Origin of the sequence: Streptomyces sp. NPDC005485 (genome assembly GCF_040606085.1) — a bacterium.
In the GTDB taxonomy this organism is placed as follows: domain Bacteria; phylum Actinomycetota; class Actinomycetes; order Streptomycetales; family Streptomycetaceae; genus Streptomyces.
Window position 1 is genome coordinate 1 of the sequence record NZ_JBEXDZ010000220.1, and the last position, 12477, is coordinate 12477.

Consider the following 12477-nt stretch of genomic DNA (forward strand, 5'->3'; position numbering starts at 1 on the left):
CGGGCCGCCTACGGCGCCGCCGGGCGCCGCACCGTCGAGGGCCGCACCTGGGCGGCCGTCGGCGACCAGCTCATCGGGCACTACGCCGACGTCCTCTCGGCGCGGACGGCGGTCGCGGCATGAGCCTCAGGATCGTACGGCTCGCCAACTTCGTCGCCCCGGCGTCGGGCGGACTGCGCACCGCCCTGCGGGAACTGGGTACCGGCTACCGCAGGGCCGGGCACGAACCCGTGCTCGTCGTCCCCGGCGAGCGCGCCACCGACCGGGACACCGAGCAGGGGCGGGTGATCACCCTGCCCGGGCCGCTGCTGCCCGGCACCGGCGGCTACCGCGTCCTGACCGACAAGCGCCGGGTCGCCGCCCTTCTTCGGTCGCTCGCCCCCGACCGGCTGGAGGTCTGCGACCGGACGACCCTGCGCTGGACGGGCGTATGGGCGCGCCGGGCGCGGGTGCCCGCGGTGATGGTCTCCCACGAGACCGCCGACGGCGTGCTGCGCACCTGGGGGATCCCCGAGGGCATGGCGCGGCGCACGGCCGACGCCCTCAACACCCGTACGGCGCACATGTACGCGCGCGTGGTGTGCACCACGGAGTTCGCGGAGCGCGAGTTCGTGCGCATCGGCGCCCGCAATGTCGTACGCGCCCCGCTGGGCGTCGACCTGAAGGGTCGGCACCCCGCGCTGCGCGACCCCGGCGTGCGCGCCCGGTACGCGCGCGGGGACGAGGCGCTGCTCGTACTGTGCTCCCGGCTGTCCGTGGAAAAGCGGCCCGGCACGGCGCTCGACGCGCTGGAGGAACTGCTCGGGCGCGGCCGACGCGCCGTGCTCGTGGTCGCCGGGGACGGGCCGCTGCGGGGCCGGCTCGAACAGCGCGCCCGGGAGCGACGGTTGCCCGTCACGTTTCTCGGACATGTCGCCGACCGCGAGGTGCTGAGCGCGCTGCAGGCCTCCGCCGACGTGTGCCTGGCCCCGGGGCCCGCCGAGACGTTCGGGCTCGCCGCTCTGGAGGCGATGGCCTGCGGCACACCCGTGGTGGCCAGCGCCTCGTCCGCTCTTCCCGAGGTCGTGGGGTCCGCGGGGGCCACCGCGGCCGACAGCGGCGAGGCCTTCGCGGACGCGGTGCGGCTTCTTCTGGGGCGCCCCGAGGGCGCGCGCAGGGAAGCGGCACGCGCGCGTGCCGAGTGTTTCGGATGGGATGCCTCGGTGGCGGCGTTTCTCGCCGCGCACGACGCGCAGGACCCGGTGCGGCGCCGACTGCAGGAGGGCGTCGGATGAGGCCCCTGCGGTTCGTGGCCCTCGGGGACTCGCTGACCGAGGGCGTGGGCGACCCGGTGGGCGAGGCCTGGCGGGGGTGGGCCGCGCTGCTCGCCGCCGGGCTCGCGCCGAAGGACGCGCCCGTCGAGTTCACCAACCTCGCGGTGAGCGGAGCGCAGTCCCGGGACGTACTGGAACGGCAGACCCCGGCCGGCCTGGCGCTGCTGCCGGACGTGGTCTCCGTCGTCATCGGCGTCAACGACACCCTGCGGTGCACCTTCGACATCCACGCCGTGGCCGCCCGGCTCGACCAGGTGTACGCGGCGTTCACGGCACAGGGCGCGGTGCTGCTCACGGCCTGTCTGCCCGACCCCGGCGCGATGCTGGGGCTGCCCGGAGCGCTGGGGCACCCGCTGGCCCGGCGGCAGCGGGCCGTCAACACGGTCGTGCACGCGCTGTCCGAGCGGTACGGCGCGGTGCACCTGCACGCGGCGCAGGGCGCGTGGCTGACGGACCGCGCCCTGTGGAGCGCGGACCGGCTGCACCCGGGGGAGCGGGGCCACCGGCAGCTCGCCGTCCGCTTCCATGCCCTGCTCACCCAGGCGGGCCTGGCCACCGGCCCGGCGCCGGCCGCCGAACCCGAGTTCCCCGTGCCCACCCGGTCGGCGAGCCTGTGGTGGCTGGCCACCGCGGGCACCGGCTGGGTCGCCCGGCGCTGCACCGACCTGCTCCCGCAGCTCCTCACGCTGGCCGCCGACGAGGTACGCCACCGCGCCCGCGGCACCAGCGCCCGCCTCGACCTGACCGCCTCCCGCGCGGTCGCGTCGGCGCTGGCCGCGCTGTCGGTCGCGGAGCGGCCGGATGCGGCATGAGGGGTGAGGGCGGCCGGTTCAGGAGCGCGGGACTCAGCGCCGGCGCCGTACCGCCGTGAACCGGACGGGGGTGCCCGGCACCGCCTGGGCCGCGGCGGGCAGGTCCGCCGGGTCGACGACGGCTATCACCGGGTAGCCGCCGGTGGTGGGGTGATCGGCGAGGAAGACGACCGGTCGGCCGTCCGGGGGAACCTGGACGGCGCCCAGGACCATGCCCTCGCTGGGGAGCTCGCCGGAAACGGCCCTCTCCAGGGATGGCCCTTCCGTGCGCAGGCCGATGCGGTTGCTCGCCAAGGACACCTGGTAGGTGCGCGTGGTCAGTGTGCGCAGGGCCGAGGGTGTGAACCAGTCTTCGCGCGGGCCCGGTGTCACGCGCAGGACCAGTTCCGAGGGCGGCGCCGGCTGCGGGACGACGTCCACGCGCGCGTGGACGGTGGCGGCGCGGCCCAGCGGCAGCACCACGCCGTCGGTGAGGGGTGGCGGGCCGAGCCCGGAGAGGAGGTCCGTGGAGCGGCTGCCGAGCACCGGGTCGACGGCCACTCCGCCCGCGACGGCGACGTAGGCGCGCAGCCCCCGGTCGGCCCGTCCGATGTCCAGCAGGGCTCCCGCGGGGACGCGTACGGCAGCACCCCAGGGCGCCGGACGGCCGTCCACGGTGACCGGGCAGGGCGCGCCCGCGACCGCCACGGTGAGCGTCGAACGCGGGCGCAGGGCACAGCCGTTGAGCGTGGTCTCCAGGACGGCGGCCTCGGGCGGGTTGCCGACGAGACGGTTGGCGAGGTCCGCCGCGGGCGCGTCCAGGGCCCCCGAGCGCGGGACGCCGAGGTGGGCATGGCCGGGGCGGCCCCGGTCCTGGACGGTGGTCAGGGCCCCGGCGCGGACGACGGAGAGGGCCCGGTCGGTCATGCCTGCCTCACCGGTACGAAGCGGACCCGGGTGCCGGGGGCCAGCAGTGCGGCCGGCACGCGCGCGGGGTCCCACAAAGCGGCGTCCGTCGTGCCGATCAGTTGCCAGCCGCCCGGCGAAGAGCGGGGGTACACGCCCGTGTACGGGCCCGCGAGGGCCACGGAACCCGCCGGGACGCTCGTGCGCGGGGTCGCCCGACGGGGAACGTCGTAGCGGGCGGGCAGCCCCGTCAGGTAGCCGAACCCGGGCGCGAACCCGCAGAAGGCGACCCGGAACCCGGCCGCCGCGTGTATCGCCGGAACCTCGGTCTCCGGCACCCCCCACAGGGCCGCGACGTCCGCCAGGTCCGGGCCGTCGTACCGTACGGGGATCTCGACCGCCGCCTCCGCGCGCACGGGCAGCGGCGGGATCCGCCACGAGGTGAGCGCGGCGGCCAGGCGGGCCGGGTCGTCCACGCCGTCCAGGAGGACCGTGCGGGCCGCGGGGACGATCTCACGCACGCAGAGGGAGCCCTCCGCGCGGCGGCGCAGCAGCTCGGCGTGCAGGGCCTGTGCGGCGTCGCCCGAGGACACCTCGACGAGCAGTGCACGGTCGCCGACCGGGAGGGCCCTCATGCGAACGCCTCCACCAGGACACCCGAGGACTCCAGCCGGGCGCGGACCCGGCGGGCCAGGTCCACCGCGCCCGGCGTGTCTCCGTGCAGGCACAGCGAGCGGGCGCGGACCGGGATGCGCTCCCCGGAGTGGGCCGTCACCGTGCCGAAGCGTGCCAGGCCCACCGAGCGTTCGGCCACCGTGTCGGCGTCCGTGATCACCGCGCCGTCCTGGGAACGCGGCACCAGGGTGCCCTCGGCGGTGTACGCGCGGTCCGCGAACGCCTCGGTGGCGATGGGCAGTCCGGCCTTCTCGGCGAGGGCCAGGAGCCGTGAGGAGGGCAGGCCGAGGACGGCCAGGCGGGCGTCCGCGAGCAGGACGCCGTCCACGACGGCCCCCGCCTGCTCCTCGTCGTGCACGACGCGGTTGTAGAGCGCGCCGTGCGGCTTCACGTACGACACGCGCGTGCCCGCCGCGCGGGCGAAGACCTCCAGGGCGCCGATCTGGTAGGCCACTTCGGCCGCCAGCTCGTCGGACGGCACGTCCATCGAGCGCCGCCCGAACCCCGCCAGGTCGCGGTAGGAGACCTGGGCGCCGATCCGTACGCCCCGCTCGGCCGCCAGCTCGCACACCCGCCGCATGGTGGCCGCGTCCCCGGCGTGGAAGCCGCAGGCCACGTTGGCGCTGGTGACGACGGACAGCAGCTGTTCGTCGTCGGTCAGCCGCCAGCGGCCGAAGCCCTCACCGAGATCGGCGTTGAGATCGATCGGGGTCATGAGATCTCTGTTTCTCCTGCTCGGTCGATGCTCAAAGGACGCGGTACTGCTCGTCGCGGGTGTCCGTGACGAACATCTGGCCGGGCGCGTGGGTGATCGCGAAGGGCGGGCGCGACGCCATCACGGCCGCCTGCGGCGTCACTCCGCAGGCCCAGAACACGGGGATGTCGTCCGGCGCGAGGTCCACCGGATCGCCGAAGTCGGGGCGCGAGAGATCCTCGATGCCGAGGACCGACGGTTCGCCGCAGTGGACCGGGCTGCCGTGCACGGCCGGGAGCAGACTGCTCTCCCTGATCGCCGCGGCCAGGTGCTCGGGCGGGACAGGGCGCATCGACACCACCATGGGGCCGTGCAGCCGCCCGGCCGGGCGGCACCGGCGCCGCGTCACGTACATCGAGACGTTGCGGCCCTGCTCGATGTGGCGCATCGGGACGCCCGCCCCGGTCAGCGCCCACTCGAAGGTGAAGCTGCAGCCGATGAGGAACGTGACGAGGTCGTCGCGCCAGCGGTCCACCACGTCTGTGGGCTCCTGGACCAGCTCGCCGTGCTCCCACACGCGGTAGCGCGGCAGGTCGGTGCGCAGGTCCGCGCCGTCGGCGAGGACGGACGTCCACGCACCGGCGTCGGTGACGTCGAGGACGGGGCACGCCTTCTGGTTGCGCTGGCAGAACAGCAGCATGTCGTACGCCCAGTCGGCGGGCACCGAGATCAGGTTCACCTGGGTGTGGCCCGCGGCGACTCCGGCGGTCGGCCCCGACACGCCCGAACGGAACAGGGAGCGTGCCTTCTTGGGGGTCCACGCGTGCGCGTGGCCGTCGACCACGCACAACGGGCGGTCCTGGGAGGTGCGGTTCACCGGAGCTCCTTCCCCAGGGTCTCGGGGAGCCCGAGCAGCGCCAGCGCGGCCAGGGCGTAGCCGATGGCACCGAAGACCAGGGCGCCGCCGACGCCCCAGCTGTCGGCGAGGAAGCCGACCGTCGTGGGGAAGGCGGCCCCCACGGCCCGGCCCGTGTTGTAGGTGAAGCCCTGGCCGGTGCCGCGCACCGCCGTCGGATACAGCTCGCTCAGGAACGAGCCGAAGCCGCTGAAGATCGCCGACATGCAGAAGCCCAGCGGGAAACCGAGTACCAGGAGCAGCGTGTTGGCGCCGCTGGGGATGTTGGCGTACACGAGGATGCCGGCCGCGGAGAGGACGGCGAAGAGCAGGATGTTGCGCTTGCGGCCCAGCCGGTCGGTCAGATAGCCGCCCGTGAGGTACCCGATGAAGGCCCCGGAGATCAGGAACGTGAGATAGGCGCCGGTGCCGACGACGGACAGACCGCGGTCCGTCTTGAGGTACGTCGGCACCCAGGTGGCCAGCGTGTAGTAGCCGCCCTGTACGCCGGTGGACAGCAGAACGGCGAAGAACGTGGTGCGCAGGAGGCCCGGGGAGTCGGCCGTGGCGGGCTTGAAGATCGCCGCGAACGAGCCCTTGTGGCCGCTCTTCGCGCGTTCGGCGGCCGCCTCCGGTGCGTCGTGCACCCGGCGCCGCACCCAGACGACGAGCAGCGCGGGCAGCGCGCCGGTCCAGAACATGACGCGCCAGGCGAGGCCGTCGTCGAGGTACTGGAAGACCAGGGTGTAGACGATCACGGCCAGCGCCCAGCCGACGGCCCAGGCGCTCTGGATCGCGCCGAGCGTGCGCCCCCGGTGCTTCGCGCCGGTGTACTCGGCGACCAGGACCGCGCCGACCGCCCACTCGCCGCCGAAGCCGAGGCCCTGAAGGGCGCGGAAGACCAGCAGGGTCTCGTAGTTGGGCGCGAAGCCGCAGGCCACGGTGAACACCGCGTACGTGGCCACAGTGATCATCAGCGCCTTGACGCGTCCGATCCGGTCCGCGACCACACCCGCGACGGCGCCGCCGACCGCCGAGACGACCAGCGTGACGGTGGTGAACAGGCCGGTCTGGCCGCTGTCCAGGCCGAAGTACGCCGCGAGCGCGACCATGCTCAGCGGCAGGGTGAAGTAGTCGTACGAGTCGAGGGCGTAGCCGCCGAACGCACCGCCGAAGGCGCGTCGGCCTCGCGGGCTCAGGGCGCGCAGCCAGCCGAACGCGCCGTCGGGGGTGGTGGGTTCGCCCGTACCGGGAGCGGGATCGGCGGTCAGGGCCTGGGAGGGAGGGGTCGTGCTCATGGGCACCTCGCAATGAGGGACGGAGGGTGCTTGAGGGATGAGCCGTGCCGTGCGGAAGCGGGGGCGCCGGGGCTGTGCCGTCGGCGCCTGACCGACAAGGTAGGGGATCGTTGAACGATCCCTCAATACCTATGTTGTTTCGTTCTTATTTCTGCGATTGAATTCCGGGCATGGCAGAGCTGACGGGACTGGCCGACGATCGCGCCCTGCTGGGCCGCACCAGCACCGCCGAGCGGGTCTCGGACATCCTCAGGAGCCGGATCGCCGACGGGTTCTTCCCGCCCGGGACCCGGCTGTCCGAGGACAGCATCGGCGGCGCGCTCGGCGTCTCGCGCAACACGCTGCGCGAGGCCTTCCGGCTGCTCACACACGAGCGGCTGCTGATCCACGAGCTCAACCGGGGTGTCTTCGTCCGGGTGCTGACCGTCGAGGACGTAGAGGACATCTACCGCACCCGCGGTCTCGTCGAGTGCGCGGTCGTACGGAGTCTCGGCCGGCCGCCGTACGCCGTCGACGGGCTCGCCGAGGCCGTCGACGACGGGCAGCGCGCGGCCCGCGAAGATGACTGGAAAGGCGTCTCCACCGCCAACATCCACTTCCACGGGGAGCTGGTCGCGCTCGCCGGCAGCGCCCGCACCGACGAACTGATGCGCAGCGTCTTCGCCGAACTGCGGCTCGCCTTCCACGTGGTGGACGATCCACGCCGGCTGCACGAGCCGTACCTCGCACGCAACCGGGAGATCCTCCGGACACTCCAGGCGGGCGATCGGGACGGGGCCGAGCGCCTGCTCGCGGAGTATCTCCAGGACTCGCTCAAGGGACTCGTCGAGGTGTACGGGCGCCGAGTGGGGTGATCCGGCCGGGCTGCGGGGCGTGCACCCGCCGGGACCGCGGTCGCATCTGCGTCGTTTCGACCGTTGTCAGACCGAGGACCTAGTCTGTGCACCGTGACTTCGCCTGCATCGACGGACAGCGTTCCGCCCCAGCTCAGCGCGGGGCCGCGCCCTGCCCCGGGCCCGGCCGCCGACGAGGGCCTGGCGCGGCGGCTGCGCGCGCTCGCCTGCACCGCGCCGCTGCACGACCTCGACGCACGCAAGGCGAACCTCGCGGGTGAGTACTCGGTGTACGGCATGGCGGAGGTCGCCCTCGCCGCCATCGACCTGGTCACTCTGAACATGGACTTCGACACGGGCGCCGACCACGACCAGATAGTGGCCAGGCTCATCCCGCGCATCGCCGCCCAGGCACCGCAGCGGCCCGTCGCCGAGCACGAGCGCGTGGCCCGCTGGGTCCTCGAGAACCTGATCAACGTCGGCAGCGTCGACCGCGGCTTCCGCGCCGTGTACGGCACATTCGCGCCCGACGGCTCCTACGTACGCCGCGACTACGACTTCAAGCTGATCGAGGAGGTCCCGGGATACGGCGGGACCGTGTACCTCCGGACGACCGACGAAGCGGTCAACGTCCTCGTCGGCGCCCTCGACACCGACGTCACCAGCGCGCAGATCGCCGCCGAGGTCAAGCTCGAGGTGCTGATCAGCCGAGGCCGGCTCGCCGACGCCCAGCTCGCCGCCGAGCAGGCCCGGTACCGGACCGTGCAGTACTCGGAGACGCTGCGGCGGGCTTTGGACGCGACCCGGCGCAACGTCCGCGCGGTGGACTGGCTGCAGGCCGTACCCGACATGATCGCCGAGGCCCTCGACCACGTCGCCGACCGCTACCGCCACGAGAACGCGATCCTCACCAACATCCGCAAGGCCCGCGACGAGTCCGAGGACTCCGAGCAGAAGCGCCGCGCCGCCGAACTGGTCGACATCGTCAAGGACTGCATCCGCAGGCACACGCAGCTGCAGTCCCGGCTTCTGGAGGCCGGACCGCTGTTCCGCGCCGAGCAGGACCGGCAGGCCTTCGCCACGCCCATGACCACCTCGGGGATAGACCTCTACGGGCACCTCGTCGCGCCGCTGCTGCCGCTGCCCGTGGAGCAGGCGCTGCGCGTGACCGACGCCTTCTTCGCGCGCGGCACGGGCCTGCGCACGCCCGTCTCCGTCCGCGTGGGGGACCTCGTCGACATACTGCTGACGCCGCCCACCGAGCGGGAGCACCTCGGCGCCGAGATGCCCGAGCCCGACCTGATCGCCACGCCCGACGACAGCCGGTTCAGCGAGGAGCAGCTGGCGAGCGCTCTGGAGCTGCTCGACCTGCCCGCAGACGCACCCCGTCGGCTGTCCGGGCTGCTCGCCGAGGCACGCCGCCGTGACCCCGAACTGCCGTACCTCGTCGCCCTGCTGGCCGTCCACGCGGCCAGCCCCCCGGTCGGTACCGCCTACCGGCAGGGCGAGGAGAAGCTGCTGTTCGCCGTCGACGACGGCACCGAACTCGACGACCCCGAGTTCGGCGGCGCCGACCTCGTCGTCGGCATGGCCCTGTTGGACGCCGCCGGCATGGCGGCGGACCGGACGGAGGCGGCGTGAACTCTCCGCTCAAGGCGCAGACGAACCACGGGTCGTCTCAGAACAAGGAGCAGCAGCCGTGACCGAGCCCGTCGAGTGGAGCGAGCCGGAGGCCGCCGCCGCACCGGCGCCCAGTGCCGCCGTCACCCCCGCCGACGCCGCCGACGCGGCGCGGCTCGTCGCCTTCGGGCTGCAGCCCAAGCTGCAGCCCGCGCGCGACCAGGAGTACGCCGAACTGCTGCGCCGCTACCGCGAGGACGCGCCCTTCGCGCGGCTCGCGGACGCCGTGGCCGCCGGTCTCGGCCTGGTCGTCCTGGAGGTGTCCCCGCGTGCGGGGATGGCCGTGACCGCCGCCGAGGACTCCGTGTTCGCCGTTCGCATGGGCGACTACGCACGTCGTACGTCGGCCGACGGCACCGACCGTTTCCTGCACGGCCTCGCCCACCTCGCCGTCGCCGCGATGGCGTTCCCCCGCCCCGAGGACCTCGCCGACGACGGGTACATCGGGCGCGTCTCGGTCAACGGCGTCGACGCGTTCGTCCGCCAGGCCTGCCGCAGGCTGGAGGAGCGGGCCGAGGAGACGGGGGAGAACACCGACCCGGCGACGGACGCGCCCGGCCTGGAGGCCGCCTGGCGGATCTGGGCCCGCAGGAGCTCCGCCGGTGCCACCAAGGACGCGCGCAGACTCGCCGGTTCGACGACCGGCATCGTCGGCAAGGCCCTCGCGTTCCTCACCGACTCCGGGTTCCTGCAACGCACCGGCGACGACGCCGGGGGAACGTACCGGACCACCGCCCGCTACCAGCTCCAGGTGCGCGACATGGCGGGCAGTGCCGCCCTCGCCGAGCTGCTGGAGCTGGGCATCGTCCCGGTCACCGACGGCACGGCGACGCTGCTGCCGGCCCAGGACACCGAGGACCTGGAGCTGGTGGCCGACGCCGGGCTCCCGTTCCACTCCTGACCTCCCGAACTGCCTTCACGACTACGAGAGTCCGCCCATGTACGAGCTGTCCCGGGTTCGCCTCTACTCCATCGGACCGGCCGGTGCGCGCTATGCCGACACCGTGCTGGACCTGCGGGGTGTCGGCGAGCCCGTGCCCGACCCCGCGCCCACCCAGGCGGAGTTCTTCGCGGACGAGCCCGTCGGGCCGCCCCGCCGGCCCGCGCCCGCGGGCGTGCTCTTCCTGGAGAACGGCGGCGGCAAGTCGGTCCTGCTCAAGCTGATCTTCTCGGTGATGCTGCCGGGCCACCGCAACACCCTCGGCGGCGCCAGCTCCGGAGTGCTGCGCAAGTTCCTGCTCGCCGACGACTGCGGGCATGTCGCGCTGGAGTGGCAGCACACGCTGACGGGTGAGTGCGTCGTCGTCGGCAAGGTGAGCGAGTGGCGCGGGCGGCAGGTCTCCAACGACCCGCGCAAGTTCGCCGAGGCCTGGTACTCCTTCCGGCCCGGTCCCGGCCTCAGCCTGGACAACCTCCCGGTCGCCGAGTCCACCGCCGTCCGGCCGTCCGTCGAGGGCGCGTCCGGCGCCCAGGGGCGGCGGCGCACCATGAAGGGCTTCCGGGACGCGATCACCGAGGCGGGCAAGGCGTACCCGCACCTCGAAGTGCACTGGGAGGAGATCCACGACCGCTGGATCGAGCACCTCGGCGACCTGGGCCTGGACCCCGAACTCTTCCGCTACCAGCGGGAGATGAACGCCGACGAGGGCGAGGCCGCCGGCCTCTTCGCGGTCAAGAAGGACTCCGACTTCACCGACCTGCTGCTGCGCGCCGTCACCGACACCCGGGACACCGACGGCCTCGCCGACCTGGTCGGAGGCTTCGGCAACAAACTGGGCCGGCGCGCAGAGCTGATCGCCGAACGCGACTTCACGGCCGGCTCCGTGGACCTGCTCGGCAGGATCGTCGAGGCCGCCGAGGCCCGGGGCCGCGCGCGGGACATCCACACGGCCGCCGAGCGGCGCACCCGGACCCTGGCACGGCGCCTGTCCGCGCGCGGCGTCCAGGAGCGCGTCCGTGCCGGAGACCTCGCACAGCGGGTCACGGCCGCCGCGTACGCCGTCACGCACGCCGAGGGCTCCCGCGGGCGCAGCGCCCTCATCGCCGCCGAACTCGCCTTCCGGCACGCCTCGTTGGCGCTGGCCGGAGCCGAGAAGTCCGCCGCCGCGCAGAAGCGGGAACTGGCTGACGCGCGCACGCTGCACTCCGCCTGGCAGGCCGCCGAAGCCGTGCTGCGCCACCGGGCCGCCGCCGACCGCTCCGCGCGGGTGGCCGCCGCGATCCTCGAGGCCGAGCGGGACGCCGCGCCCGCGCTCGCCGCCCGCGCCAGAGCCGCCGTCGACCTGGTCCGCGCCCTGCACCGCGCCGCCGACGGCGCCGAGGCGCTCGCCAACGAGGAGGAGGAGCGCTCCGCCGGGCTCCAGGAGGTCGGTGAGGCCGCCCACCGGGACGCCACCGCCGCCGCCACCGCGGCGCAGCGCGCCCGCAGCGAGGTCGGACACCTGCGCCAGCGCCTGAGCGAGGTAGAGCAGGAGACCGCCGAGGCCGTGCGCGCGGGCTGGCTCGACGACAGCGCCCCGGACGCCGACCCGGCCCGGGCCGCGCTCGCCGCGAGCGACGCCGAGAAGACCGCCGTCGCAGGCTGGGACACCGCGCGCGAGGCATCGAGGCGCGCCGGCGAACACGCCCGCGAGGCCGCGTCCGCCGAGTCCCGTGCCGAACTCACGGCGGCCCGTGCGTCCGACGCCGCGACCGCGGCGGAGCGCGCCTACGACGTGGAGCGGCGCACAGCCGAGGGGCTGGCCGCGGAAGAACGCCTCGCGGAGCTGCTGAGCCTGCCGGGCCCCGTCGGCGCGGGGCGCGGCGCGGTACCGGTGCCCCGGGCGGGCGGGGCACACGACGAGGACGCCGGTGACACGGACCGCACCTCCGGCGAGCCGGACACCGGAAAGGCCCGCGGTGCGCGCCCCACCGCCGAAGGTCCCCTCGCCCCCGAGGAGTTGGACCGCTACGCCGACGAGCTGCGGGAACTGCTCGACGACGGGGTCGCCTCCGCCGAACGCCAGCTCTTCGACCTGCGCACAGCCGCGGCCGACGACGCCCGGATCCTCGGCGCGCTCGGTGACGGCGGGCTGCTGCCGCCGGGCCCCGACGTGCTCGCCACCGTCGAGTACCTCGGCGAGCACGGCATCCCCGCACTGCCCGGCTGGCGCTACCTCGCGCAGGCCGTCGACCCCGCCGATCACGCACGGGTACTGGCCGCGCGGCCCGAGCTGGTCGACGGTGTGATCATCACCGACCCGGACACGCACGCCCGGGCCCGGGAGGCACTCGGCGACGCCGCCCTGCTGCCCCGCTCGGCCGTCGCGGTCGGCACGGCCGCCGCGCTGCTCGCCCCCACTCCGGCCCCCGACGCGGCCGACAGCGGCGTCTTCCTCGTACCGCCGAACCCG

At 74.4% G+C, this 12477-nt stretch carries 10 protein-coding genes and 2 pseudogenes; 7 read left to right on the forward strand and 5 right to left on the reverse strand.

Features of this window, described 5'->3' with window-relative positions:
- From ABZS97_RS40565 to ABZS97_RS40575, 3 genes and pseudogenes are all read left to right on the forward strand, one after another.
- Positions 1-123: pseudogene (locus ABZS97_RS40565) on the forward strand (glycosyltransferase family 1 protein); the annotation flags it as partial.
- A complete protein-coding gene (locus ABZS97_RS40570) occupies positions 120-1274 on the forward strand; it encodes a glycosyltransferase (protein WP_356147513.1) in 1155 nt (384 codons plus the stop codon). The pseudogene ABZS97_RS40565 and the gene ABZS97_RS40570, both read left to right, overlap by 4 nt.
- A complete protein-coding gene (locus ABZS97_RS40575) occupies positions 1271-2125 on the forward strand; it encodes an SGNH/GDSL hydrolase family protein (RefSeq protein WP_356147516.1) in 855 nt (284 codons plus the stop codon). Before ABZS97_RS40570 ends, ABZS97_RS40575 begins: the two co-directional genes overlap by 4 nt.
- Before the next feature lie 33 nt (positions 2126-2158).
- On the opposite strand, the gene ABZS97_RS40580 is transcribed toward ABZS97_RS40575, so the two are convergent.
- From ABZS97_RS40580 to ABZS97_RS40600, 5 genes are read right to left on the reverse strand one after another with little or no spacing between them, the layout of a single operon-like run.
- Positions 2159-3031 carry a biotin-dependent carboxyltransferase family protein gene (locus tag ABZS97_RS40580; protein WP_356147519.1) on the reverse strand — a complete coding sequence of 291 codons (873 nt, stop codon included), beginning with the start codon at positions 3029-3031 and terminating at the stop codon, positions 2159-2161.
- Positions 3028-3645, reverse strand: coding sequence for an allophanate hydrolase subunit 1 (locus tag ABZS97_RS40585; RefSeq protein ID WP_356147522.1), 618 nt, complete (start codon positions 3643-3645; stop codon positions 3028-3030). Before ABZS97_RS40585 ends, ABZS97_RS40580 begins: the two co-directional genes overlap by 4 nt.
- A complete protein-coding gene (locus ABZS97_RS40590; RefSeq protein WP_356147525.1) occupies positions 3642-4400 on the reverse strand; it encodes a 5-oxoprolinase subunit PxpA in 759 nt (252 codons plus the stop codon). The genes ABZS97_RS40585 and ABZS97_RS40590 overlap by 4 nt, the downstream gene beginning before the upstream one ends.
- Before the next feature lie 31 nt (positions 4401-4431).
- On the reverse strand, positions 4432-5256 hold the full coding sequence (locus tag ABZS97_RS40595) for a putative hydro-lyase (RefSeq protein ID WP_356147529.1): 825 nt from the start codon (positions 5254-5256) through the stop codon (positions 4432-4434).
- Positions 5253-6572, reverse strand: coding sequence for an MFS transporter (locus ABZS97_RS40600; protein WP_356147531.1), 1320 nt, complete (start codon positions 6570-6572; stop codon positions 5253-5255). Before ABZS97_RS40600 ends, ABZS97_RS40595 begins: the two co-directional genes overlap by 4 nt.
- Before the next feature lie 170 nt (positions 6573-6742).
- On the opposite strand from ABZS97_RS40600, the gene ABZS97_RS40605 reads away from it, so the two are divergent.
- From ABZS97_RS40605 to ABZS97_RS40620, 4 genes and pseudogenes are all read left to right on the forward strand, one after another.
- Complete coding sequence (locus ABZS97_RS40605) at positions 6743-7426, forward strand: GntR family transcriptional regulator (protein WP_356147533.1); 684 nt, start codon at positions 6743-6745, stop codon at positions 7424-7426.
- Between the two features lie 93 nt (positions 7427-7519).
- Positions 7520-9046, forward strand: coding sequence for a hypothetical protein (locus ABZS97_RS40610; protein WP_356147539.1), 1527 nt, complete (start codon positions 7520-7522; stop codon positions 9044-9046).
- A 58-nt stretch (positions 9047-9104) separates the two neighbouring features.
- Positions 9105-9986, forward strand: a complete 882-nt coding sequence (locus ABZS97_RS40615; RefSeq protein ID WP_356147543.1) for a hypothetical protein — start codon at positions 9105-9107, stop codon at positions 9984-9986.
- 37 nt (positions 9987-10023) lie between these two features.
- A pseudogene (locus tag ABZS97_RS40620) lies at positions 10024-12477 on the forward strand (hypothetical protein); the annotation flags it as partial.

Coding starts and splice junctions, on each gene's coding strand:
- ABZS97_RS40580 (WP_356147519.1), bottom strand. CDS start 3,031: ATGACCGACCGGGCCCTCTCCGTCGTCCGCGCCGGGGCCCTGACCACC.
- ABZS97_RS40585 (WP_356147522.1), bottom strand. CDS start 3,645: ATGAGGGCCCTCCCGGTCGGCGACCGTGCACTGCTCGTCGAGGTGTCC.
- ABZS97_RS40605 (WP_356147533.1), top strand. CDS start 6,743: ATGGCAGAGCTGACGGGACTGGCCGACGATCGCGCCCTGCTGGGCCGC.
- ABZS97_RS40600 (WP_356147531.1), bottom strand. CDS start 6,572: ATGAGCACGACCCCTCCCTCCCAGGCCCTGACCGCCGATCCCGCTCCC.
- ABZS97_RS40590 (WP_356147525.1), bottom strand. CDS start 4,400: ATGACCCCGATCGATCTCAACGCCGATCTCGGTGAGGGCTTCGGCCGC.
- ABZS97_RS40575 (WP_356147516.1), top strand. CDS start 1,271: ATGAGGCCCCTGCGGTTCGTGGCCCTCGGGGACTCGCTGACCGAGGGC.
- ABZS97_RS40570 (WP_356147513.1), top strand. CDS start 120: ATGAGCCTCAGGATCGTACGGCTCGCCAACTTCGTCGCCCCGGCGTCG.